We start from the raw sequence: 25,424 nt of genomic DNA on the forward strand, positions 1-25,424 counted from the left end.
ACGACGCCGGCTCCGGCAAAGGAACCGATCTCGACAGGGAGAAGCCAGCATGACCATCCATTGGCGAGGCGCATTGCTGATCGCGCTCAGCATCGGCAGCGCTAGCGCCACGGCGAAAACTCAGGGCCACGGCAAAGTCAGCCTGGGCGGCGAAATCGTCGAAACGCCATGCAACATCGCCGGTGACAGTCTGGATCAAACCGTTGATTTCGGGCTGGTTTCAATGAGCGACGCCGGGCGGGATGCCCAGCCGAGCCTCATCGGAAGCCGCCGCCACTTCGCCATCAGGCTGGTGAACTGCGAACTGGCCAGCCAGATAAAGCCCGATTTTATTTATCGCGCGGCCAACCTCACCTTCAGCGGCATCGCGGATAGCCAAGATCCGCAATGGCTCGCCGTCCAAGGCGAGGCGCGCGGCATGGCTATCGAGTTGCTGACCGACGCCGGTACCCCGATCCCGCTCGGCAGCACGACCGCAGATTATCTGATCGTCGCCGGCGACAACACGCTGCGCTTTGGCGCCCAGTTGCGCATTCACCCCGACAGGGCACGGGCGGGCGGTTTCAGCTCATTGGCCAAATTTACCCTGTCTTATCTGTAGCCGGTTTTCGTTAGGAACGCTGTACAGCATTACGTATTCAGGTCGTACGGGATGACCTGCTATTAGGCGCGGATTTGCCATGAGTGATCATTCTATGACGTCTTTACTGACAATAAAAAAAACGCCCATCATCGTCATTCTCTCTTTTCTCTGGGCAAAACCGGTCTTTTCCGCCACGGAATTCAATACCGACGTGTTGGATATCGGCGAACGCAGCAAAGTGGACTTATCCCGCTTTTCCGACGCCGGTTACGTCATGCCGGGCACCTATCTGCTGGATATCAAAATCAACCAGAAAACGCTGCCCCAGCGCAGCATTCAGTATTTCCCGTCGCCGGATGACAAGAGCGGCAGCCAGGTGTGCCTGCCGCCTGACCTAGTGGAAAAAATGGCGCTGAAAGAAGAAGTGGCCAAAAAAGTCACCCTGTGGCACGACAACCAGTGTGCCGACATTCACGGCATCAAAGGCGCAACCATTTCCGACCGCATCAGCGGCGGCGTACTGGCGATCACCATTCCGCAGGCCTGGATGAAATATTCCGATCCCGACTGGACGCCGCCCGAGCAGTGGGACGATGGCATCCCCGGCATGCTGCTGGATTACAATCTCAGCGGCCAAATCGGCAAACAGCACCACGACAACGGAACCACCGAAAGCCTCAGCAGCTACGGTACGTTGGGCGCCAACCTGGGCGCCTGGCGCCTGCGCGCCGATTACCAGACCGACTTCAACCAACAATACGGCCGGCGCGACAGCAATTTCGACTGGAATCAGATCTACGCATACCGCGCGCTGCCGATGCAGGCCGCCAGGCTGACGCTGGGCGAAATCTACCTGAATTCGCCGGTGTTCGACGCCTACCGTTTTACCGGCCTCAACCTCGCCAGCGACGAGCGCATGCTGCCGCCCAACCTGCAGGGTTACGCGCCTGAAGTACGCGGCATCGCCAAAAGCAATGCCCGGATCACCGTCTCTCAGGAAGGCCGCACGCTGTATCAAACCACAGTGCCCGCCGGGCCGTTCGCCATCCAGGATCTCAGCAGTTCGGTACGCGGCAAACTGGATGTGAAAGTGGAAGAACAAGACGGCAGCGTTTCCACTTTTCAGGTAGATACCGCCAGCATTCCTTATCTGACCCGCCCCGGCTACGTGCGCTATAACATGGCGCTGGGCAAGCCGTCTGCCTACGATCACCGCACGCAAGGGCCGGTGTTCTCTGCCGGCGATTTCTCCTGGGGGTTGAGCAACGCCTGGTCGCTATACGGCGGCACACTGATCGGCGGCGATTACAACGCCTGGGCCCTCGGCCTGGGGCGTGACCTGAACCTGTTCGGCGCCCTGTCGGTGGACGCCACGCAGTCGATCGCGCGCCTGCCCAATGAACCCAGCGCCAAAGGCATGTCATTCAAGGTCAACTACGCCAAACGTTTCGACGAACTCAACGGCCAAATCACCTTTGCCGGCTACCGCTTTTCGCAGCGCAAATTTATGACCATGTCGCAGTACCTGCAGGCACGCTACGGCGACATTGACGATCGCTACAGCGGCCGACAAAAAGAGTTGTATACCGTCACCGCCAGCAAAACCTTTATGGCGGAGGACAGCGCTCAGGCGATCACCGCTTATCTGACCTACTCACACCAGACTTACTGGGACGCCGGTGCGCAAAATCGCTACGGCATGTCGACCAGCAAGCTGTTCGACTTCGGCGGGATCAGCAATATCACCGCCTCGTTGGCGGCCTATCGCACTCACTATCGGGGCCGCACCGACGATAGCGCGATGCTCAATTTCACCGTGCCTATCGGCGAGCACAACCGCCTGGGCTACGCGCTGCAGGTCAATAACCACGACGTGACCCAAACGGCGACCTACACCGACAACAGCGACATCAACAATACCTGGCAGGTCGGCAGCGGCGTCACCCAGTCCGGCAAACCGACGGCGAGCGGTTACTACACCCATAACGCGTCGTTCGGCACGCTCAACGCCAACGCGTCTTATCAGCAGGGCAGTTACTCCTCGATAGGCGGAACTTTCCGCGGCGGCCTGACCGCTACCCGGCACGGCGTCGCCGCGCACCAGAACGCCAGCAACGGCGGCAGCCGCATGATGCTGGATACCAACGGTGTCGCCGGCGTGCCGATCAACAACGGCCGCGCTTACAGCAACCGCTTCGGGTTGGCGGTGATCTCGGATATCACCAGCTACTACAACACCGATACGCGCATCGACGTCAACAAGCTGGCGGACGACGTTGAAGCCACACGCGCGGTGGTGCAGGGCACGCTGACTGAAGGCGCCATCGGTTATCGCCACTTCGAGGTGGTGAAAGGCAGCAAGCTGTTGGCCACCATCAAGCTGGCGGACGGCAGCGAACCGCCGTTCGGCGCCACGGTGCTGAATGCGACCGGACGGGAGATCGCGGTGGTGAACGACGGCGGATCGGTGTATCTGACCGGCGTCCAACCGGAAGAACGGTTGGACGTCGCCTGGGAAGGCCGCCGTCAGTGCCGCATCGCCATCCCGGGCGCCGCCAAACCGCTGGACCGGCTGCTGTTGCCGTGCGCCAAACCGTAATCCGCAACACATTGAGAGTAGACGAATAACATGAACAAACATTCGATAGCAGTAACCGCGGGCAGCCTGGCGTTGATGACGCTGGTTTCGACGGCCGACGCGGCGATCGCGTTGGATCGCACGCGCGCCATCTATGTGAGCGACGCCAAATCGATCAGCCTTAACATAACCAATGAGAACAAAGAGTTGCCATTTCTTGCTCAGGCCTGGATCGAGAATGCGCAACATCAAAAGATCGTTTCGCCGCTGGTGGTATTGCCGCCGCTGCAACGGGTGGAAGCCGGAGAACGCAGCGTCGTGCGCATTACCAAAACGCCGGAAGCCGAGCTATTGCCGCAAGATCGCGAATCGGTGTTTTATTTCAATTTGCGCGAAATTCCGCCCAAAAGCAGCAAAGCCAACGTGATGCAGCTGGCGCTGCAAACGCAGATCAAACTGTTCTTCCGCCCGAAGGCCATCGTCGCCCCGCAGGGTGAGATATGGCAAGAGCAGCTGGTGTTCCACAAAACCGCCGACGGTTTCACCATCGAAAACCCGACGCCGTTCCACATCACGCTGACCGGTATCGCCCGTCAGACGCAGAAACAAGGCGGTGGCGCGATCGGCGATTTTCAGCCGGTGATGCTGTCCCCCAAATCCAGCGAAAAAGTGCGTTTGCGCGACAATGGGTTCGACGCCTTCGTCGTCACCTATATCAATGATTTCGGCGGCCACCCCGAGTTGCGCTTCACCTGCAGCGTTAACCTCTGCACCGCCGCAACCGGGAAAAAATAAGGAGATACGGCATGGCTGACTTCACCGGCCGCCTGCGGCCTCTGCTGATCGGCGCCTTGCTGCTCGGCAACGGCGCCGCAATGGCCTCTCCGCCGGGAGAGGTTCAGGGCACCAGCGGCACCGTCGGTTTTCAGGGCGCTCTGCTGAGCTCTCCCTGCAGCCTGGCGCCGGATAGCCGCGATCAGTCGGTCGATCTCGGTGAGATCGGCACGATCGCCTTCCGGCATGTCGGCGATCAAAGCGCGCCGGTACGTTTTCGTCTCGCCTTTAACCATTGCCTGCTGGGCGCCAGGGCGCTGGCAGACAATCCGGCCGGGATGCGCAATGGCGATGCCGGCCTGCTCTACCTGCGGGGGGAGCAGGCCGCCACGCTGGTGTTCCTCGGTGAAAGCGATCCCGACAATCCGCAGTTGCTGAAGCTGCACGGCGGCGTACAAGGCGTTGGCCTGCGGCTGAAAGATCAACGGGGCCGCGCATTGTCCCTCAACCAACCCGGCGCCCCCTATGTCTTGCAGCCCGGCGGCAATACGTTGTGGTTCAGCGCTCAGTTGGAATCAACCCGTCAGTTCATCGAAGCAAACCAATTCAAAGGAGTGGTGCATGTCCAGTTGGTCTATTTATAAACGCCTGGCGTTGCTGGGTTGCCTGGCGACGCCATTCGGCGCTCAGGCGCTGGAATGCCACCTGAATACCGAGAACGGCATTACCGAAGAGAGTGAGGATATCGGCCGGTTGACAATACCGGCCACCTTACCGGTCGGCAGCCGGCTTTGGACCTCTAAACCGATGAGCCGCGACGTTATGTGCTGGGCGCACTCCAGCAAACCCAAAGGGGAATGGGTTTATTTCTATCCCAATCCGGACAACCGGCAATTCGCCGCCGGCATCTCCATGGGGGTGATTTATAACGGCCAGGATCTTGGCCTGATCAATTCCCGGGTACAAACCGATATGTTTCGTACCCCCAAGCAACGGGAGCTCGGTCACGTCAATTACCAGGTTTATTTGCAAAAAACCGGAGAAATCATCGCGGGAGGCGCCAGCCAGATCGCCGTTTTTCAGCTCGATGGCGTAGGCGGCATCAACGTCCACCCAGGGAAAAATTACCGTTTCACCCTAACCGGGCTGGATAAAATCAAGGTCATCCAGTGCGCCGCTTCGGTGGAACTTTCAACCCCGGAAGGCGTTGATTTCGGTGAAATCCCCACCTGGAAACCCAATGCGGGCACCGTAGCGAGCAAGGATTTCAGCATCTTGATCCGTAAAAACGGCTGCAGCGACAGCTTCGCGCTGGACGCCAATTTCATGGTGAAAAACGGCACGCTGACCGACGCTACCGGCTTGAATATGGACAATGGTTCAACCTTGCGCATCCACGATAATTCCAACCCCAAATGGATTAAATACAATCAGTTCGACAGCTTCGCCGACATGAATGGTCGCGATCAGGTGCAAAAATCCTACAGCGCCTCATTGCAGGCCACCGGGGAAGGACAGGAAGGCAATTTCCGTAAGACCGTAATCTTGCTGATTAATTATATTTAAGGGGGGTGATGATGAATAACTACCGGACAATCACCCTTCTGTGCAGCATCGGTTTTCTATTTTCCTCCGCAGTCGCGGCGGAAAATAAGGAAATAGACTTTTTCGGCTCCGTGGTAAGCAGGCCCTGCAATATCGACCCGCAGTCTCTTCACCAGACCGTCGAGATGGATACGGTGTTGATCAAAACGTTGTACCGCTACGGCCACACCAACCCCGTGTCATTTTCCATTCGCTTAACCGACTGTAAAACCGCCGTTTTCAAATCGGTCACCGCCACCTTTACCGGCACTGAAGATGCCGAACTGCCGGGCAAACTGGCGATCAACAATGGCGCCAACGGCGCCGCCATCGCGCTGTTCGACGGTGCGGGCAAAGCGATTGAGCTGGGTACGCCGGCTGATGCGGTGACATTGCAAGACGGACCCAATGCCCTGAGGTTCAGCGCCTATGTCCAGGCCCGGCCGAGCGCGATTAAAGATAAAACCCTTACCGAAGGCGCATTCAGTTCAGTCGCCAATTTTGTGCTGGCGTACCAATAAGCTCGCACTACCCCAGGGAAATCAGGAAAACGCCGGCGCCCCTTGCCGACGATGGGTCGTTACCGTTCGCCACGGCCCGGTACGACGACCTTTTAAAGGAGCCCTCCATGCCAGATATTCGCTTCACGCTGTTCGACAGCGATAACTTCTACCGGCAGGGGTTGCACCTGCTGCTGCAGGATTATCTGCACTCCCTGAACGAATGCCACCGCCTGTACCCTCAGTTCGCGCCGTTGGCGCTGCAGACGCTGGATAACATCGAAATCGTGTTCCGCACGCCGGAAGAACGTTGGGGTTGCGCCTGCTGCTACCAGAGCCCCTACGGCATCCCGCTCCAGCGGCAGCTGACCCTGCTGATCCTCGACGATGCGACCCAACAACAGGTGAAAAACCTGCCGCAGCTGTTCAGTATCCATCGCCGCGATTCGGCTTACGCCATCCGCCTCAAGCTCCAGATGGCGCTGGAAAAATTCATCCAGCATCCGTGGATGGCGCTGCATGCCGCCGGCGTGTGGAAATGCCAGGCTTGCCGCATCGCTGCACTCAGCCACTGCGAAAAAAAGGTGTTGGGGTTGATGAGCAGCGGCATGTCCGCCTGCCGCATCGCCGGCCTGCTGCAGCGCAGCCAGAAAACCATCAGCGCCCATAAGCGCTCGGCAATGCGCAAGCTGAACGTGCGGAAAAACAGCGAGTTGAATAAGGTGCTGCTGAATCAGCGGGGGCTTGGCTGAGCGACAACAGGCTCGCGAGTGACACCAGAGTGGTTTACTCTGAATACTCATTTTCGTACTGTAAAGCGAGCCGGAATCCATGCCAAGAACAGCCAAAGTCGTTGACGTCCCCGCCCTCGGCGAACTCGATCGTCAGGCGGGCCAGCTTAGCCACCAGCTGGCGCAGGCCCTGCGCCAGGCCATCCACCGGGGCGATCTGAAAGCGGGCGACCTGCTGCCTTCGACGCGTCGGCTGTCGGCGGCGCTGAATCTGGCGCGCGGTACGGTATTGGAAGCATTTGCTCAGCTGACGGCGGAAGGCTTTCTCGAACCGCAGCCCGGCTCCGGCACCCGGGTCGCTCACTATCAGGCGCCGCGCCGCACGCCGCACGCCAAGGTGCAGGCGAGCTCGGCGGTAGCGGTGCCGCTTTCTTCACAGGCGCAGCATCTGGCGCGCTTCGCCGCCCAGGCGCGGGCGCTGCCGCCGGTGCCATTCACCGTCTCGGTGCCGATCGGCGATACCGCGCCCGACGATGTCTGGCGGCGGCTCGGCAACCGCATCCGGGCGCGTGGCCCCGGCGCCCCGTCAGGTTACGGCGATCCGCTGGGCGCGTTGCCGCTGCGCGAAGCCATCTGCGACTACGTGCGCCGTTCCCGCTCGGTAAACTGCACGCCGCAGCAAATCCTCATTACCTCCGGCACGCAACAAGGGCTCTATTTGGCCGCCCAGATCCTGCTGGACGCCGGCGACAGCGCCTGGGTCGAAGATCCCGCCTACGCTGGCATTACCGCCATTTTCGACAGTCTGTTTCGCGATCGGCGCATGATTAGGGTGCCCGTCGCCGACGACGGCATCGACGTTACCGCCGGCGTGCGTCTGGCCGCCGACGCCCGCGCCGCCTTTGTCACGCCGTCGCATCAATATCCGCTGGGCATGCCGATGAGCATGGCGAAAAGAAGCGCCCTGCTGGCCTGGGCCAAAGAGCGGCAGGCCTGGATCGTGGAAGACGATTACGACAGCGAGATGCGCTACGCCGGCCACCCGTTCCCTTCGCTGCAGGGGCTGGCGCCCGAGCGGACGCTCTATCTCGGCACCTTCAGCAAGGTGCTGTTCCCTTCGCTGCGGCTGGGTTACGCCATCGTGCCGCCGCCGCTGGTCGACGCCTTTTGCGGCGCCAGGATCCTGATGGATCGCCATCCGCCCAGCGCGGACCAACACGTGCTGGCCGCCTTTATCGCCGAAGGGTATCTCGACCGGCATATCCGCAAAATGCGCGGCGTCTACGCCGAGAAACGCCGGGTGCTGATCGAGGCGATCAACACGCACATCCCCGCTGAGCTGGCGGTAGTGCAGCCCTGCGATCAGGGCGTGCACATGGTGCTGTGGCTGAGGAAAGATCTCGATGACGTGCGGGTCGCCCAGTGCGCCAACGAAGCCGGATTGGCGCTGCGGGCGGTGTCGCCGATGTATGCACCCGGCCACGGTGAACCGGGCCTGGTGCTGGGATTGGGCGGTTACGCCGACCGCCAGGTGCAACAGGCGGTGGAACGGCTTGGACAGGTGATCCTGGCCTGCGCCGGCAGCAGCGCCTAGCGGGAAAAACGTTTGGCGCCAAACACGCAAACCACCACGCCGGCCATCACGGCGATCATCATCGGCTGGACGGTCTCATGCAGCAGCCAGCCCGCCAGCGCCAGGCCGAAGAACGGTTGCAGCAGCTGCAACTGCCCGACGGCGGCGATGCCGCCCTGCGCCAGGCCGCGATACCAGAAAATAAACCCAATCCACATGCTGAACACCGAGACGTAAACCAGCGACAGCCAGGCGGCGCCGCTGATCACGGGCCAACCGGCCGGCGCCGCCAGCCAGGTGGCCGCCAGCGTCAACGGCAACGCCACCACCAGCGCCCAGGAGATCACCTGCCAGCCGCCGATCCGGCGCGACAGCACCGCCCCTTCGGCATAACCCAGGCCGCACAGCAACACCGCCCCGACCATCAGCGCATCCCCTTGCCAGACACCGCCGCTCCCCTGGCTCAACGCGAAAGCGCCCACCAGCACGGCGCCGACGCCTGAAAAAGCCCAAAAAGCGGGCTTGGGCCGTTCTCCGCCGCGCAAAACGCCAAAACCGGCGGTCGCCAGCGGCAGCAGACCGATGTACACCAACGAATGCGCCGACGTGGTGTGCTGCAGCGCCAGCGCCGTCAGCAGCGGAAAACCGATGACCACGCCGAGCGCCACAAACAGCAGCGGCGGCAAATCGGCCCGCGTCGGCCGCGCCTGCCGGGTGATCAGCAACGCACACAGGGCCAGCAAGGCGGCGATCGCCGCCCTGACCGCCGTCAGGAACAGCGGATCGAGCTCCAGCACCGCCACTCGCGTGGCGGGCAGCGAGCCGCTGAAGATCATCATGCCGAGGAAACCGTTCATCCAGCCCTGGGCCGACTGCCCGGCAGCGGGATGTGCAGGGGGAACAACGAGAGTTTTTTCAGACTGACTGTCCGTCATGTGAACGCTCCGCACGCCTGAGGCATACCGAAATCGGCAACCCGCGAGGCGATGTCATAGTGAAAGAGAACATCGTTCCCCGGCGTCGCTTGCCGGGGCCAGGTTCTATTTTTCAGATAAAGCGGTTCACAGACAGGTCCAGATAGCGAGATTTTCACTGTGCCGGTTAGCAAAGCATGCCGCTAACGCCAAAGAAGGGCGTTTTTCGGGCTGTCCTTGGCCGTTTGGCGGCTCGGCCTGCGGGGTATCATGGACTTTTATGCGTTTTTGCAGAACAGGACAAGGTGCGGTGCCGTGGTGAAACCCTTCTTACGCAGTGGCAGTTTGGATGATGTGCTGGCTTTAGGCGAAAACGGGCAACCGGTTTACGCCTGTGCGCAGCAGCTGCGGGAAACCCTGCGTCTTCGCCGGCAGCAGCAGGCCGCCGACTGTCTGGCGATCCCCCAACCGAACGAAAGCGGCACCCGCATCGACTGGTATGCGCCCTTCCCCGGCAAAGTCACCTCCTGGCTAGCGGCGAGCGACGCCCAGCGCGCGCAGGCGGTGCGCCACCTGGAACACTGCCTGACGACCTTCCGCAGCCTGACGGAACAGGCCCAGGCGACCGATCACCCCAGCCATCGCCTGTTCGGCGCGCTGCTGGCCAAAGCGATGCACATGCCCGATCCCAACCACGTTTATCTGGTGGACGACCGGCCGGTGCTGACCTTCTGGGGCTTTATCAAGCCGCAGGCGCAGAGCCCGGACGATCCGTTGGCCTGCCTGCGCCCGATCGAAGCAGAGGTGAAAGTCGAAGTGGAAAAACCGGCGCCGATCGCCGCCGCTCCGCGTAAACCGGCCATTGTCGAACCGGTAAAACCGGCCCCGGCCGCCGAGTCCGAACCGGTGCCTGCCCCGGCAGCGCCTATCGAATCCCCTGCCGCCGTTCGCCCACGCCGGCGCCACGGGCTGTGGCTGTTGTCCGTACTGCTGCTAGGCAGTGCGGCGCTGGCCGCCTGGCTGCATCGCTCACCACCGCCGCAACCGGCGATGCCGACTGAGGTGCAGCATCCGGCGCCGCCGGAAAAAACCGCCGCGCCGTTGCCTAAGCTGCGTTTGCCGCTGGCGCACGCGACGCTGATGCCGCCGCCACCGGCGCCGGTCATCCCGCAGCCGGCGGACAAAAATGCGCTGGTGCTGCCGCCCGAGGCGGTGAAGGCCGGCTCCACCCGTTTCCTTAACGGCAAATGGCGCGCCACGGTGGCGCTGAAAGATCCGATCACCGGCAAACGCCCCAGCCTGCAATACCGCCTGAACGCAGGCAAAGGCAACGCCATCATCGCCTACGGCGACGGCGTCAGCTGCCGGGTGGCGGTCGAAGCCGGGCTGATGCAGTCCGGCAATCTGGTGATCAACAGCCGCACCAAGGCGCGCTGCAGCGACGGCAGCCGCTACCAGATCCCGGAGATCGTTTGCCGCCAGGGCGAAACCGGCGCGGCGGAGTGCACCGGCCGCTACGATGCGGACACCACCTATCCCATGACGTTCAAGCGCGAGAGTAAATGATGCTGGCACCCCTTACGGACTACAAACACGGCATTACGCTGATTCAGGACAGCGGCATTCAGTTTCTGGACTTTGCCCTGACGCCGCTGCTGGACGCCGAGTTTCCCGGCAAATTCGTGCGCAAGACCGCCAGCGGCCCGCTGCTGCGCCTGCAATGGGAGGCCGAGAGCGGCAAATACCAGCTGCCGGCCGTGAGCGACCAGGCCGCCGAAGTGGTGCGGCCGGAGTTCAGCTATCCGCTGCAGCAGTCGCTGCGCCTGCTGGATAAGCTCTGGCTGCCGCTGCCCTTCTTGCGCCACACCCCGGCGGGCCTGTTTTTGTCGGGCCCGGACAACTGGGCGCGCCTGCAGGTGGTGCAGTTGGATGAACCGGATCAGGACGGCAACCTGCTGCGCGTGGTGCTGGCCTTCGACACCCGTGCCGCCGCGCCCGGCCAGGAGGCGCTGGCGCCGGGCGAAAGCGATCTCGGCACCGGACTGAACTTCGCGCTGGCGCACCGCAACCACGAGCTGGGCGAATTTCTCGATCTGACCTGGGTAGACGGCTGGCTGCGCGAGGCGTTCAGCCAGCGCGCCGCCGAGCGGGAGCAGCGCGCCGAAGTGGAGATCAACGCCGGGCTGAAAACCTTCGAGTATCAGGCGCACTACCTCAACCTGCTGCACATGCTCGGCCACCAGCTCGCGGTGCCGCAGATAAAGATGGTGGCGGCGACGCTGCAGCAACCGGCGATCGACGTCGATCTGGTGCTGGACGTCGGCAATTCTCACACCTGCGGCGTGCTGGTCGAAGACCACCCGGAAGAGAGCAACGGCCTGAAGCAAACCTACGAGCTGCAGCTGCGTTCGCTGTCCGAACCGCACCGCGTCTACAACGAACTGTTCGAGAGCCGGGTGGAGTTTTCTCAGGTCAGCTTCGGCAAGCCGCATCTGTCGTTCCAGAGCGGGCGCGACGACGCCTTCCAGTGGCCCTCCATCACCCGCGTCGGCCGCGAAGCCGCGCAATTGGCGCAGCGGCGAACAGGCCATGAAGGCACTACCGGCATTTCCAGCCCGCGCCGCTACCTGTGGGACGAGGAGCGCTATGCGCCCGGCTGGCGCTTCAACGAGCGGCACGAGCCGATGGCCGCCGCCGCACCGTTGACCGCCCTCATCAACGACGAAGGCGTGCCACTGTCCGCCCTGCAGACGGCGCAACGGCTGCCGGTGTTCGCCGCCCATTACAGCCGCAGCGCGGTGATGACGCTGATGCTGAGCGAGCTGTTGGCGCAGGCGCTGATGCAGATCAACAGCATCGCCCAACGCAGCCGCATGCCGAACGCCGCCGCGCCGCGCCGTTTGCGCGCCATCATCCTGACGCTGCCTTCGGCCATGCCGAAGCCCGAGCGCGAGATCTTCCGCCGCCGCATGCAGGAGGCGATCGGGCTGGTGTGGAAGGCCCTCGGCTGGCACCCGCAGGATGCGCCGTTCGACGGCGCGCACGCCCGCTTCCCGGTGCCGCAGGTGCAGATGGAGTGGGACGAGGCCACCTGCGGCCAGATGGTCTATCTGTACAACGAAACCCAGGTGAACTTCGCCGGCCGCACCGACGCCTTTTTCGCCGCCATGGCCCGGCCCGACCGGCCGCTGGCGCCGGGCGAGCAGGCGGGTAAAACGCTGCGCATCGCCTCCATCGACATCGGCGGCGGCACCACCGATCTGGCGATCACGCACTATTCGCTCGACGACGGCGTGGGCAACAACATCAAAATCAACCCGCGCCTGCTGTTCCGCGAGGGCTTTAAAGTCGCCGGCGACGACATCCTGCTGGACGCCATCCAGCAGTTTATCCTGCCCGCCGTGCAGCAGGCGTTCGAAGCCGCCGGCGTGAGCGCCGCCGCGGCGCTGATGGACAAACTGTTCGGCAACGAAGGGCGCATGGACGGGCTTTCCACCCTACGTCAGCAGGCCGCGCTGCAGATTTTCATGCCCGCCGGACGCGCGCTGCTCGGCGCCTATGAAGAATACGATCCGCTGGACAGCCGGGCGGAAATCGCCGCCAGCCTCGGCGATCTGCTGCCGCAGCCGCCGACGCCGCAGGTGCTGGCGTTTATCAACGGCGAAGTGCAGCGCGAAGCCGACAGCGACGCCTTCAATATTCTGCACACCCCGCTGGTGATCCGCCTGGCCGACCTGCACGCCGCCTTCTTGTCCGATCGCATCGGCATCGGCCGCTGCCTGCGCCTGCTGGCCGAGGTGGTGGCGCTGTATACCTGCGACGTGCTGCTGTTGACCGGCCGCCCGGCGCGTTTCCCCGGCGTGCAGGCGCTGCTGCGCCATCTGCAACCGCTGCCCGCCAGCCGCATTCTGCCGCTCGAGGGCTACCACACCCGCAGCTGGTACCCGTTCAACAAACGCGGCCGCATCGACAACCCGAAATCCACCGCCGCGGTGGGCGCCATGCTGTGCCTGCTGGCGATCGACCTGCGGCTGGAGAGCTTTTACTTCAACGTCGGCGATTTCCAGCCCTACTCCACCATTCGCCATCTGGGCATGCTGGACGGCAATAACATGCTGGCGGACGATAACGTCTATTACCGCGACATCGATCTGGATCGCGCCGACTTCGCGCTCGACCCCGCCGGCAGCTTCCAGCTGCGCGGCCCGCTGCGCCTGGGCTTCCGCCAACTGGACAACGAGCGCTGGCCGGCCTCGCCGCTCTATACGCTGACCATCAATGACGCCCAGCTGGCGCGCAAACTGGCCGGCGATGCGGTGATCACCCTGCGGCTGGCTATTACCGCCAGCGCCGAACAGGGCGCAGAAAGCGTCAAGATCGCGCAGGCGGTGCTGGCCGACGGCAGCCCCGTCCCGGCGCACCACCTGCAACTGAAACTCAATACCCTGGCTGCCAGCGCCTCCGGCGCGACCCACTACTGGATAGACAGCGGGAGCATTTACCCACGATGAAAGCCACCACTACCGCCCAATCGGCCCCGAACCACGCACTCAGCACCGGCATTCTGCAGGCGATCGCCTGGGTGGACGCCGCACGCCGGCAGTCCACCCGTTTGGAACAGGAGGCGGATCGCCTGACGCTGCGCCTGCGCCGTTGCCATAACCGCGCGCTGCAATTGGCGAATGCGCAACCTGAGCAGGTCGCTATCGGCCTGTACGGCCACAACGCCGCCGCCAAGGCCCACCTGCTGGCGGCGCTGGCCCCCGGCGCAGAAAGGCTGCACGCAGACGCCGCGCTGGCGGTGCGTTACTGCGCCGCCGCGCCGTCGCCGTGTGCCGAGTATCCTCTCGCCCTCGCGCTGCTCGATGAAGCGCAGTGGCTGGCCATCACGCTCGATGCCGCCGCGATGGGCGGCTTCCGGCTGGACTGGGACGCCCGCGCGATCGCCAGCCACCTGCAAGCGTTGGCACGCCACCGCCAAGCCGTCGCCCTCGACGGCCTCAGCGACAGCGATGTGCTGGCGCTGTGGGATAGCCAACGCCGCCACGGCGACAAAGGGCAACAGACGCTGGACAGGCATTTCTGGCCGCAGGCCGTGGCGCTGGCGCCGCAGTTGAGCATCGACGATCGCGCGCGCCTGTTTGCGCCGCTGTGGGGAGAGGAAACGACGCTGACGGCGCGTTATCGCCAGTTGGCACACACGCTGCATGCCCTCGGCGGCAGCCGACAGGTTCATGCCCCGCACCGCGTCTTGCCGCTGTTGACCGCGAGCGCCGCAGCGGAAAACGCGACGATCGTCGTGATGGCCGAACACGGCGGTGAACGGGAGATCGCGCTGAGCGATCTGACCTGGCTGACCGCCGAAGTCACCACCGTTCTGCCGCAAACGGCGCAGGCGGGCCTGCCCGCCGACGTGGCGCTGATCGACCTGCCCGGCAGCTGCGCCTGCCCGCAGGCGGAACCGACGCAGCGTCTGCAACAGGCGAAACGCGCCCATTTGCTGACCCGCTGCGCAGACGGCCTGCACGCCAACCTGCTGCTGGTGGCCGATGCGGCCGCCACGCCGCAGGATGCCGCCCGCATCGGCCAGGCGCTCGCCAACTGGGTCAACCAGACTCAGGGGGAAACCCCGACGCTGCGCCAGCGCCGCAAGCCTGGCCTGATCTGGGCGATCACACCGTTCGATCAACGCGGGGAAGGCAAAGCGCGTCCCGACGACGCCGTACAGCGCCAGGTCGGCGAGCCCGGCGACAGCTGGGCCACGCTGCTAGCGCTGGATGAACAGGATTGCCGCCGCATGGTGAGCTACCTGGCCGCCCAGGCGCGCCCGGTCCAGAAGCAAGCGCGCCTGCTCGAACAGCGCGAAGAGTTGCAGCGCGAACTGACGGAAAGCCTGCTCGGCAACTGGCTCACCGCCGCCGATCCACACGCGGCGCAGCAACGCGGCCAACAGCTGCTGCGCGCGCTGCAGGCGCAGGCCGGCCGCCACGGCGAACTGCTGGAGCGGCTGTTGCCCCAGCGCGATACGTTGCGCCAACTTTATCAGCAACAGCAGCACGCCGTACCGGCCCCGGCGGCGACGCCTGCGCCGTTCGGGCTCGATATCGATCTGTTCGGCGCACCGGAAACCCCGGCGCCCGGTGAGTCCCCCGGGTCATCCTTTGCCGCGCGGGTATTCGCAGATTGGATCAACCATCTGCGCAGCCTGCCGGACAGCCGCCGGTTGCTGGAGCTGCTCGGCGTCGAAAAGCCGCATCTGGAACTGCTGGTCGATGCACTGATCGGCGCCGCCTGCCGCCTGCAGCTCAATGATGAGCTGGAACGCGCGCTGTGCGCCGGGGGCCTGCCGGAACAGAGCGAAGATCGGCAAATCAGCCAGGCGCTGGCGCTACTGGGCGACTTCGTCGCCTGGCTCGGCTTCCAGCGGCGCGATGCGGCAACGCGCCCCGAGAGCCGCGTCAATCCCGGCCAGCCGATCTTTACCCCGCCGCCGCAGCCGGCGGTGGACTGGAGCGGCCAGCAGCGGCTAACCCGGCTGGCGCCGACGCCGACCAAAAATACCGCGTTTTATATCTATGATTGGCTGATCGGCCTGCAAACCCTGCTGGCGGAGAATGCAGCGACGGAAAGCGCGCTCGGCGAGGCGCAGCGCGCGGCGTTGGAAGAGATCGTGGCAACTCTGCGATAAGCGGCAGCTCTGGCAGCAATAGGGGGCGAAAACAGGATAAATCGGGCGTTGCCGATTATGCTGATGAGTAACGCAGCGATTCTGGGAGAAAATCATGCCCCCTTTCAGCCTGAAGACTATCGATCATGTGGTGTTACGCGTGCGCGATGCGGAAAAAAGCCTGCGGTTCTATACCCAGACGCTGGGTTGCGACATCGCCAAACGGCGGCCCGATTTGGGGCTGGTGCACCTGCGCGCCGGGGCGGCCATGATTGATCTGGTCGACGTTAACGGCCAGCTTGGAAAAAAAGGCGGCGACGCGCCCGATCCTCACCGGCAAAATGTCGATCACCTCTGCCTGCGCATCGATCCTTTCAACGAAGACGAGCTGTTGACCTATCTGCGATCGCAAGGGATCGCCGTCGATCCCGCTGAATCTCGCTACGGCGCGGAAGGCGACGGGCCGTCGATTTACTTCAACGATCCGGACGGCAACCGCGTGGAATTAAAAGGGCCGGCGGCATAGCTGTAATGGATTTGCTAAAAACTCAGTTTTCCTGCTCTTGAACAACGTTGTCCGTACTGTCATCCCATATCTGAGAGCAGATAAAGCCATGAGAAGGCTTTCACTAAAAAGAACTGTGAAACTTTGACATAGTATATTGGTTCATTCGGACTTCATGATAGGAGTAATAACATTAATTTTCTAATACTTATCTTTAATTAAAATTATTTCTAATATTTTTTAAAATTCGCTGAAAAAGTGATGAGATTTTTTAATGTGCTAGATCAAATTAACTTAACACATTAACCAATGAATTTTAATAAAAAACCAATAATTAACATATTAATAATCAAAGACTATTATTTATAAAAATAAAATCATATCACTTATGAAGTGTGACGACCTCCCTGCATTTTGCATATAAATCTAACTAACTCAAAACAAACTTGAATTTTTATTTTTTCGTAAGATAATAAAATAGAATTTAACAACAACATTATTTCTTACTGGTATTATTTATTAATCAATTATATAAGGGCTTATAATGACTAAAAACTCAAACTCTCAGTCAATAATGGAAAAGATCATAAGAGATGAGGCTGAGGAAGCAGAGAAGACATATGAGGATTATTTCGAAATATACTCTGCATCTCAAATATTAAAAGACTATGATGTATCGTACGCTGATATCGAATACAGCATTGTTGGGGATGGTGGCGACGGTGGCGTAGACTCCATATACACTTTTCTTAACGGTGAGCTGATTAAAGAAGACACTGATTATAATGTAAGTGGCCGGAATAACAAAATAGATGTCGTAATAATTCAATCAAAAACATCAAAGGGATTCTCAGAAACGCCTATATTAAAATTGAATGAAGTAGCCCGAGATCTTTTCGATTTATCTGTCGACATTGATAATATCGAAGATTTCAAATCAAGATATAATGAAGACTTGCTTAGCAAAGTAAATATATTTAGAAATGTATATGCGAATCTAATTAAAGGATTCCCAGATGTTACATTCTACTACTACTACGCGTCGATGGGTGAAGAAGTTCATAGGAATGTTCAGGGAAAAACAAGAAACCTCGAGAAATTAATAATTAGCATGTTTACTGGTGCAAAATTCTCATTCCAGTTTATAGGTGCATCTGAGTTAATTGAGCTCAACAGAAAGATAAAGAAAACGTCAAGGAATATGACACTATCAGAATCGCCAATTGCAACTGCAAATGGCAGCTACTTATGTCTTGTAAATCTAACTAATTATTACAGTTTTATCTCAGATAATGATACATTATCAAGAAGTATATTTGAATCAAATGTAAGAGATCATAATGGCGACGTTGTTGTTAATGTTGGAATTCAAGAGACTTTAAAAAAAGGGAAAGAAGATTTTTGGTTCTTAAATAATGGAATTACGATTATAACTCCTAAGGCTGTTTTATCAGGAAAAACACTAACGATTGAGAATCCTCAAGTAGTCAATGGACTACAGACATCTCATGAGATTTATAAATATTTCTCTGAGCACAGTAACATAAATGATGAACGTAATCTTTTAGTTCGCGTCATTTGTGAAGCAAATGAAGAGTCTCGAGACAGAATCATTCGAGCTACAAATAGCCAAACGAGTATCCCTCCAGCATCGCTGAGAAGTGCAGATATTATTCATAGAGATATAGAAGATTTTTTCAAAGCTCATGGTTATTACTATGACAGAAGAAAAAATTTTTATAAAAATGAAGGGAAGCCGTCTTCAAAAATTATATCAATAGCATTTTTGGCTCAATGCGTAATCTCAATACTTCTTCAGCAACCAAACAACGCCAGAGCACGCCCATCAACATTAATTAATGATAATGCAAGATATGAAACAATATTCAATAAAAATTTAAATATGAGCCTATATTTAAATTGTGTCCTAATCGTTAAAACTGTCGAACGGTTAATGAAAGAATATGAGTTTGATAATAGGAGAGACTTTAATAATATAATCTACCATTGTTCATTGGCGGTTTTTCTAAACTGTATGAATAAAAATAAAATCCCACACACTTATAAAGGGATGACAGATTATCTAAGTGATTTTGATATTTCAAACATAACTACTGAAATGTTCGACTCTGTTTTTAAGGGGATTTGGGAAGTTTATTGTAAATTAGGAAGAGATGATACCACAGCTAAAGGCAACGATTTTGTGCTAGAAATAATAAAATGCTATACGCCTAATAAATAAATAAAGGAGCCGTATCATATCGGCTCCACTTTTTAATTAGTGCATAACTTAGTTTTTCTTTATCTAGCGATGTGCCGCCAGCGCCTGGGCGCAGGCCCAGGCCGAGCTCCACGCCCACTGGAAGTTGTAACCGCCCAACCACCCGGTCACATCCACCACTTCGCCGATGAAGTAGAGCCCCGGCGCCTTGTGGGCCTCCATCGTCTTGGAGGAAAGTTCACTGGTGTCGACGCCACCGAGCGTCACTTCCGCCGTGCGGTAGCCTTCGGTGCCGTTCGGCTGCACGCGCCAGTTCTGCAACAGATCCACCAGCGCCGCCTGCTGCGGCGCATTCAGCTGCTTCAGCGTGGCCTCCGGCAGTTGTCCCAGGGTCTGCAAGCACTCCACCAGCCGCTTCGGCAATTGCAGCGCCAGGGTGTTTTTCAGGCTTTGGTTCGGGTGCTCTCGGCGTTGATCATCCAGGAAGGCCGCCAAATCCAGCTCAGGAAGTAAGTTAACGCTCACATACTCACCCGGTTGCCAGTAGCTGGACAGCTGCAGCACCGCCGGGCCGGACAGGCCGCGATGGGTAAACAGGATGCTTTCACGGAAGCTGACACCGTTCTCGGCGGTGATCACCGCCGGCACCGAGACGCCGGACAGCGTCTGCACATGCTCCAGCAGCGGCTTATGCAGGGTAAAAGGCACCAGCCCGGCGCGCGTCGGCAGCACCTTGAGGCCGAACTGCTCCGCCAGTTTGTAACCGAACGGCGAAGCGCCCAGCCCCGGCATGGACAATCCGCCGCTGGCCACCACAAGTGAGCGAGCACTCACTTTTTCACCATTCAGCGCCAGCGAGTAGCCATGTTCGGTTTTCTCCACGCCCAGCACTTCGCTGCGCAGGCGCATCGTCACCTGGCCCAGCTCGCACTCTTTGACCAGCAGATCCACCACCTGCTGCGCCGAGTCGTCGCAGAACAGCTGCCCCAGCGTTTTTTCATGGTAGGCGATGCCGTAGCGGTTGATCAGATCGATGAAGTCCCACTGGGTGTAGCGCGCCAACGCCGACTTGCAGAAGTGCGGGTTGTTCGACAGATAGGCCGCCGGCTCGGCGTACATATTGGTAAAGTTGCAGCGCCCGCCGCCGGACATCAGGATCTTGCGGCCCGGTTTTTTGCCGTTGTCGAGCAGCAACACGCGGCAACCGAGTTGCCCCGCCTGCGCGGCGCAAAACATGCCGGCGGCGCCCGCCCCAATCACTACGACATCAAACTGTTCCACCTGAGCCTCACTTATCAAAACCACAATCGCGACAAAAGAGCGCCATATTACGCCGTTTCGCCGCCGGTCACCGCCAAATTCACGGCGGCAGATTGTAAAGCCCCGGCGTCGCCAACGCCATAGTAAGAAAATATTACAGAGGTCAGAGGAGATTAACGCGTTGATATTCCATATTTTTGTTATAGGCGCGTCATCGTTTCGTCATGTCCAAATCAAAAAAACGTCATATTTTCCTTTTCCCCGGCCCCGGTTGTCACTGATAATGCGCGGCGTTCATGTCCACAAACTGGCGTAACGCTTATGCTGCATTTGTTCGCTGGCCTGGATTTCCATACCGGCCTGATGTTAATTCTCGCATTGTTGTTCGTGTTGTTTTATGAAGCCATCAACGGTTTTCATGATACGGCCAATGCGGTCGCTACAGTTATTTATACCCGCGCCATGCGCTCGCAACTTGCGGTCGTGATGGCAGGTTTGTTCAACTTTCTTGGCGTAATGCTCGGCGGTTTGAGTGTTGCTTACGCCATCGTCCATTTGCTGCCTACCGATCTGTTGTTGAACGTCAGTTCAGCACACGGATTAGCCATGGTCTTCTCCATGCTGTTGGCGGCAATCATCTGGAACCTCGGCACCTGGTATTTCGGTCTGCCGGCCTCCAGTTCCCATACGCTGATAGGCGCAATCATCGGTGTCGGTTTAACCAACGCCCTGATGACCCACACTTCGGTGGTGGATGCGCTTAACGTCCCGAAAATGATTGGCATTTTCCTTTCTCTGCTGTTCTCGCCGCTGGTCGGCATGATGGTGGCGGGAGTGATGGTGTTCGCCTTGCGCCGCTATTGGAGTGGCACCAAGAAACGCCAGCGTATCCACATGACCCCTGCGGAACGTGAAAAGGTCGACGGCAAACGCAAGCCGCCGTTCTGGACCCGTATCGCACTGATCCTGTCGGCGATTGGCGTCAGCTTCTCGCACGGCGCCAACGACGGCCAGAAAGGCATCGGCCTTATCATGCTGGTGCTGATCGGCGTTGCGCCGGCCGGCTTCGTGGTCAATATGAATGCAACCGGTTATGACATCACCCGTACGCGTGATGCCGTGGCCCACCTGCAGCAATATTACCAGCAGCACGGCGACGCGCTGTCGCATGCGGTGTCGCTGACGCCGCTGGTGCCAAGCCCGGATGACGAAGCCGCGCCTAACAAGCCGGCCGAGTTCCACTGCGACAGTTCGCGCGCCATGCCGGCGATCGAGCTGGCTCAGGGCATGCTGACCAACCTGCAGAGCTACGATCAGCTGACGGTTGACCAGCGCAGCCACCTGCGCCGCCTGCTGATGTGCGTAACCGACACGGCGGATAAAGTCGCCAAGCTGCCGGAAACCTCATCCGCCGACCAGCGCTTCCTGAAGAACCTGCGTCAGGATCTGCTGCAGACCGTCGAGTACGCGCCGATGTGGATCATCGTCGCCGTCGCGCTGGCACTGTCGCTCGGTACTATGGTGGGCTGGAAACGCGTAGCCACCACCATCGGCGAGAAGATCGGCAAGAAAGGCATGACGTATGCCCAGGGCGTATCGGCCCAGATGACCGCGGCGCTGTCGATCGGCGTGGCGAGTTATACCGGCATGCCGGTCTCCACCACCCACGTCCTCTCTTCGGCGGTTGCCGGGACGATGATCGTGGACGGCGGCGGCGTGCAGAGCAAAACCGTGAAGAACATCCTGTTGGCCTGGGTGCTGACCCTGCCAATCTCGATTCTGCTTTCCGGTGCGCTGTATTGGGTTGCGTTGAAGCTGATCTAAGCGATAAAAGCGATAAGCATGAGAAAGGCGGCCGCAGGGCCGCCTTTTTTTTGCCTGCATCAAGGGAAACAGAAAGGCATTAATACCAGATCATCAGCGCTATCAGGCTGATGACCACCAGGCCGCACAGGGCCGAGGTCAGCATAAACTGCCCGCGCACCCGCTCGCAGCGGCGAATAAACTCCGGATCGTGGTGCTCGACATAGCGCTGCGCGAAGATATAGCGCACCAGCCTCAGCTGCTTGCTGGGTTGCCCGTGGGCGGTGAAGAAACCGCCGCCGTCGACGTATTGGTACAGCAACGGGTCACAGCCGCGCAATACCACCAGCAGCGCGCGCAGAGAAGAGTAATACCGCACCATGTTTACCACACACACCACACATAAGGCCCAAAACAGCGCGACGGTACTGATCATGATTGCCCCCTCAAGGCGTTGTTATCCTCGGCCATCCGCCGGGTCCAACCGCCCTACCTCATTACCCGATACTCTGCTGGAGCTTACCGCTCTCATCCCTTTTTTTGCCTGCACGGGCCACGCCCATAACCCACCGCCTCCGGAGACGTTACCGCACCGCACAGAGAGATTTGCACAGCGAGGTTCCACTCAGAGGGGAAATGATGAGGCCCATATCCATCATTGTAGGTTAATGAAACGCAAACTGGCCTGATCAGTGGATAAAATTTACCGCCACGCGCCGGGAAGTCACCCACCGGGCCGTTATAAGTGATAACCGTCCGTCTGCAATTAGTCGTTTTTCCTGGATAGTCTATCCCGCCCCACGCCGCTGATCTTTCGCCCAACGCTGGTTAGACTCAAGTTTCCGTTACATTCACCCGCACCCAAGGAAACTGTTATGGCCAATCATTCAATCAAAGGAAAAACCGTCCTGATCGCCGGCGGCGCCAAAAATCTCGGCGGGCTGATCGCACGCGATTTAGCGGAACAAGGCGCCAAAGCGGTGGTGATCCACTACAACAGCGCCGCCTCCAAAGCCGAGGCGGATAAGACCGTCGCCGCCATCCAGGCCGCCGGGGCGCAAGGCGTCGCACTGCAGGCCGATCTGACCACCGCGGACGCCGTCGAGAAGCTGTTCGCCGATGCGGTCGCCGCCGTCGGCAAGCCGGATATCGCCATCAATACCGTCGGCAAAGTGCTGAAAAAACCCATGGTCGACATCAGCGAAGCCGAGTACGACGAGATGACGGCGGTCAACGCCAAAAGCGCGTTCTTCTTCCTGAAAGAGGCGGGCAAGCATCTCAACGACAACGGTAAAATCTGCACGCTGGTCACTTCGCTGCTCGGCGCCTTTACGCCGTTTTACGCCGCGTACGCCGGCACCAAGGCGCCGGTGGAACACTTCACCCGCGCCGCCGCCAAAGAGTTCGGTGAACGCGGCATCTCCGTGACCGCCATCGGCCCGGGCCCAATGGATACGCCGTTCTTCTATCCGGCCGAAGGCGCCGATGCAGTGGCGTATCACCAAAGCGCAGCCGCGTTGTCACCGTTCAGTAAAACCGGCCTGACCGACATCCAGGATGTGGTGCCGTTCGTTCGCCACCTGGTCAGCGACGGCTGGTGGATAACCGGCCAAACCATCCTGATCAACGGCGGCTACACCACCAAATAACGCTGAATGGGGGCGGCGCGTCTGGCACCGCCCCAGCCAGAAAGCGCAGCGTAGAGGATATTGCAATGCACATGCTGATGGTTATTGGTGGAGGCGTGGTTCTCCTGGGAGTGTTCGTGCTGTTTGGCTGGCTCTGGGGCGCCAGCGCGGCGGGTATGGCGCTGGCGGCCAAAATTTTCGTGCCGGCCTGGCTGCTGATCGCAGGAGTCAATATGTGGGTGGGCGTCGCCCACGCGGGCTACAGCGTGCGGGCAGAATTGCCGATCCTGCTGCTGGTGTTCGCGATCCCCGCCGCCATCGCCGCGCTGGTATTCTGGCGCCTCGTTCATGTCTGAAAGCGCCGGCGATCTGCTCAACGTAGTGACGCTACTGGGCGCCGCGGTGGTGGCCGTGCCGCTGTTCAAACGGTTGGGGCTGGGTTCGGTGCTGGGTTATCTGGCCGCCGGTTTGGCGATTGGGCCGTTCGGCTTCGGTTTGTTCAACGACGCGCAGACCATCCTGCACACCGCCGAGCTTGGGGTGGTGATGTTTCTCTTCGTCATCGGCCTGGAGATGCGGCCTTCTCATCTGTGGAACATGCGGCGCGACATTTTCGGCCTGGGCAGCCTGCAGGTGTTGAGCTGCGGGCTGCTGCTCACCGCCATCGGCGTGGTCTTCGGTTTTTCACTGGCCATCTCGTTCGTTTGCGGCATGGGGTTCGTGCTGACGTCTACCGCCATCGTCATGCAGCTGTTGGGCGAGCGCGGCGACATCGCCAGCCCGCGCGGGCAGAAAATCGTCGCCGTATTGCTGTTTGAAGATCTGATGATTGTCCCGCTGCTGGCGCTGGTGGCGTTCCTCGCGCCGGCCGATTCATCAACGCCGGTATCCGGTTCCGCCTGGGGCGGCATCGCCATCGCCGCCGGTGCGCTGGCCGCGCTGGTGGCGGCCGGCATCTGGCTGCTGAATCCGCTGTTTCGCATTCTGGCGAACGCCAAAGCGCGCGAAGTGATGACCGCAGCCGCGCTGCTGGTGGTGCTCGGCGCCGCTTTGCTGATGCAACTGGGTGGCCTCTCCATGGCCATGGGCGCCTTTTTGGCCGGCGTGCTGCTGTCGGAATCGACGTTCCGCCATCAACTCGAAGCCGACATTGAGCCCTTTCGCGGTTTGCTGTTGGGGTTGTTCTTCCTCGGCGTCGGCATGTCGCTCGATCTGGCCGTGGTGGCGCGCAACTGGCCGCTGATCGTCAGCGGCGTGCTGGCGATGATGTTGATCAAAGGCCTGTGCATCTACTGCGTGGCGCGGTTGGCGAGAAGCTCGCACGGCGATGCTCTCGACCGTGCCGTGCTCATGGCACAAGGGGGAGAATTCGCTTTTGTGCTGTTCGCCGCCGCGCTGGCCAACCATGTGCTGCCAGCGGAAACCAACGCCAACATGACGGCCGTCGTGGTGCTGTCGATGGCGTTGACACCGCTGGTGGTGCTGATTCACCAACGGCTGCGCGCCTCGTCCGGCGCCTCGTTGGACGGCGCTGAACAGCCCGCAGGCTTGACCAACAGCGTGCTGATCGTCGGATTCGGCCGCTTTGGCCAGATAGTCAGCCAGCACGTTTTGGCGATGGGCGCCGATATCGCCATCATCGACCACGAACCCCAGGTTGCCCGCGACGCGCAAGAATTCGGCTTCAAGGTTTACTATGGCGACGGCGCACGCATAGATGTGCTGCATGCGGCAGGTGCCGATCACGCCCGCGCCATCTTGGTTTGCCTTGACGATCCGCTCGCTGCCACGCAGATTGTCGAACACGCCAAAAGCCATTTCCCACAAGCCCGCGTGCTGGCTCGCGCTTACGATCGCGAACATGCCATCGCTTTGATCAAGGCCGACGTGGATTACCAAATTCGCGCCACCTTCGAGTCCGCCATGTCTTTCGGGCATGAGGCCGTCATGGCATTGGGCACCGATCCGGAAACCGCTACGGACCTGATGGCCGAACTACGGCGCAAGGACGCCGAACGTTTGGCGATGGAAGTGTCCGGCGGCATTTACGCCGGCACATCGATGATTTTGGGCAATGCGCCGACCAAAACGAAGAAGGAATGA

At 59.7% G+C, this 25,424-nt stretch carries 20 protein-coding genes; 17 read left to right on the forward strand and 3 right to left on the reverse strand.

Features of this window, described 5'->3' with window-relative positions; translation table 11 throughout:
- Positions 1–49 precede the first annotated feature (49 nt).
- From ACYF6X_RS23150 to pdxR, 8 genes are all read left to right on the forward strand, one after another.
- Positions 50–601: a fimbrial protein gene (locus ACYF6X_RS23150; RefSeq protein ID WP_060424946.1), complete on the forward strand. Its 552-nt coding sequence runs from the start codon at positions 50–52 to the stop codon at positions 599–601.
- A gap of 79 nt (positions 602–680) precedes the next feature.
- A complete protein-coding gene (locus ACYF6X_RS23155) occupies positions 681–3,182 on the forward strand; it encodes a fimbria/pilus outer membrane usher protein (protein ID WP_130017738.1) in 2,502 nt (833 codons plus the stop codon).
- A gap of 30 nt (positions 3,183–3,212) precedes the next feature.
- Positions 3,213–3,956, forward strand: coding sequence for a fimbrial biogenesis chaperone (locus ACYF6X_RS23160; RefSeq protein ID WP_063991732.1), 744 nt, complete (start codon positions 3,213–3,215; stop codon positions 3,954–3,956).
- Between the two features lie 11 nt (positions 3,957–3,967).
- On the forward strand, positions 3,968–4,579 hold the full coding sequence (locus ACYF6X_RS23165; protein WP_063991733.1) for a fimbrial protein: 612 nt from the start codon (positions 3,968–3,970) through the stop codon (positions 4,577–4,579).
- Entirely contained in the window at positions 4,557–5,501 is a 945-nt protein-coding gene (locus ACYF6X_RS23170) for a fimbrial protein (RefSeq protein ID WP_049209137.1), read from the forward strand. Before ACYF6X_RS23165 ends, ACYF6X_RS23170 begins: the two co-directional genes overlap by 23 nt.
- An 8-nt stretch (positions 5,502–5,509) precedes the next feature.
- Positions 5,510–6,040, forward strand: coding sequence for a fimbrial protein (locus tag ACYF6X_RS23175; protein WP_233221940.1), 531 nt, complete (start codon positions 5,510–5,512; stop codon positions 6,038–6,040).
- 107 nt (positions 6,041–6,147) lie between these two features.
- The gene (locus tag ACYF6X_RS23180; protein ID WP_063991736.1) at positions 6,148–6,771 is read left to right on the forward strand and encodes a LuxR C-terminal-related transcriptional regulator; all 624 of its coding nucleotides are present in this window, start codon (positions 6,148–6,150) and stop codon (positions 6,769–6,771) included.
- Positions 6,772–6,850: 79 nt separating this feature from the next.
- Positions 6,851–8,344, forward strand: coding sequence for a MocR-like pyridoxine biosynthesis transcription factor PdxR (gene pdxR, locus ACYF6X_RS23185; protein ID WP_130017739.1), 1,494 nt, complete (start codon positions 6,851–6,853; stop codon positions 8,342–8,344).
- On the opposite strand, the gene ACYF6X_RS23190 is transcribed toward pdxR, so the two are convergent.
- A complete protein-coding gene (locus tag ACYF6X_RS23190) occupies positions 8,341–9,180 on the reverse strand; it encodes a DMT family transporter (protein WP_242512536.1) in 840 nt (279 codons plus the stop codon). The genes pdxR and ACYF6X_RS23190 overlap by 4 nt on opposite strands.
- Before the next feature lie 372 nt (positions 9,181–9,552).
- Here ACYF6X_RS23190 and ACYF6X_RS23195 point away from each other — a divergent pair, with 372 nt between their 5' ends.
- The 5 genes from ACYF6X_RS23195 to ACYF6X_RS23215 all read left to right on the forward strand — a co-directional run bounded on the left by ACYF6X_RS23195 (position 9,553) and on the right by ACYF6X_RS23215 (position 18,651).
- Positions 9,553–10,803: an SrfA family protein gene (locus ACYF6X_RS23195; RefSeq protein ID WP_130017741.1), complete on the forward strand. Its 1,251-nt coding sequence runs from the start codon at positions 9,553–9,555 to the stop codon at positions 10,801–10,803.
- A complete protein-coding gene (locus ACYF6X_RS23200; protein ID WP_165384373.1) occupies positions 10,803–13,748 on the forward strand; it encodes a virulence factor SrfB in 2,946 nt (981 codons plus the stop codon). Before ACYF6X_RS23195 ends, ACYF6X_RS23200 begins: the two co-directional genes overlap by 1 nt.
- On the forward strand, positions 13,745–15,925 hold the full coding sequence (locus ACYF6X_RS23205) for a virulence factor SrfC family protein (protein WP_130017743.1): 2,181 nt from the start codon (positions 13,745–13,747) through the stop codon (positions 15,923–15,925). The genes ACYF6X_RS23200 and ACYF6X_RS23205 overlap by 4 nt, the downstream gene beginning before the upstream one ends.
- A gap of 94 nt (positions 15,926–16,019) precedes the next feature.
- Complete coding sequence (locus ACYF6X_RS23210; RefSeq protein WP_130017744.1) at positions 16,020–16,430, forward strand: VOC family protein; 411 nt, start codon at positions 16,020–16,022, stop codon at positions 16,428–16,430.
- Between the two features lie 523 nt (positions 16,431–16,953).
- On the forward strand, positions 16,954–18,651 hold the full coding sequence (locus tag ACYF6X_RS23215; RefSeq protein WP_130018492.1) for an AIPR family protein: 1,698 nt from the start codon (positions 16,954–16,956) through the stop codon (positions 18,649–18,651).
- 63 nt (positions 18,652–18,714) lie between these two features.
- On the opposite strand, the gene ACYF6X_RS23220 is transcribed toward ACYF6X_RS23215, so the two are convergent.
- Positions 18,715–19,911: a BaiN/RdsA family NAD(P)/FAD-dependent oxidoreductase gene (locus ACYF6X_RS23220; RefSeq protein ID WP_130018491.1), complete on the reverse strand. Its 1,197-nt coding sequence runs from the start codon at positions 19,909–19,911 to the stop codon at positions 18,715–18,717.
- 300 nt (positions 19,912–20,211) lie between these two features.
- Between ACYF6X_RS23220 and pitA the strand changes: the two genes are divergently transcribed.
- Positions 20,212–21,714 (forward strand): inorganic phosphate transporter PitA, encoded by a 1,503-nt coding sequence (pitA, locus tag ACYF6X_RS23225; RefSeq protein ID WP_063991745.1) that lies wholly within the window; start codon positions 20,212–20,214, stop codon positions 21,712–21,714.
- A gap of 79 nt (positions 21,715–21,793) precedes the next feature.
- Here pitA and uspB read toward each other — a convergent pair whose 3' ends face one another.
- Complete coding sequence (gene uspB / locus ACYF6X_RS23230) at positions 21,794–22,129, reverse strand: universal stress protein UspB (RefSeq protein ID WP_016930435.1); 336 nt, start codon at positions 22,127–22,129, stop codon at positions 21,794–21,796.
- Positions 22,130–22,568: 439 nt separating this feature from the next.
- Here uspB and ACYF6X_RS23235 point away from each other — a divergent pair, with 439 nt between their 5' ends.
- The 3 genes from ACYF6X_RS23235 to ACYF6X_RS23245 all read left to right on the forward strand — a co-directional run bounded on the left by ACYF6X_RS23235 (position 22,569) and on the right by ACYF6X_RS23245 (position 25,424).
- Positions 22,569–23,342 carry an SDR family oxidoreductase gene (locus tag ACYF6X_RS23235; protein WP_107227998.1) on the forward strand — a complete coding sequence of 258 codons (774 nt, stop codon included), beginning with the start codon at positions 22,569–22,571 and terminating at the stop codon, positions 23,340–23,342.
- A gap of 65 nt (positions 23,343–23,407) precedes the next feature.
- Positions 23,408–23,677, forward strand: a complete 270-nt coding sequence (locus ACYF6X_RS23240; protein WP_063991747.1) for a hypothetical protein — start codon at positions 23,408–23,410, stop codon at positions 23,675–23,677.
- Positions 23,670–25,424 carry a monovalent cation:proton antiporter-2 (CPA2) family protein gene (locus tag ACYF6X_RS23245; RefSeq protein WP_130018490.1) on the forward strand — a complete coding sequence of 585 codons (1,755 nt, stop codon included), beginning with the start codon at positions 23,670–23,672 and terminating at the stop codon, positions 25,422–25,424. The genes ACYF6X_RS23240 and ACYF6X_RS23245 overlap by 8 nt, the downstream gene beginning before the upstream one ends.

This window comes from Serratia sp. ID 25-353, assembly GCF_054792795.1.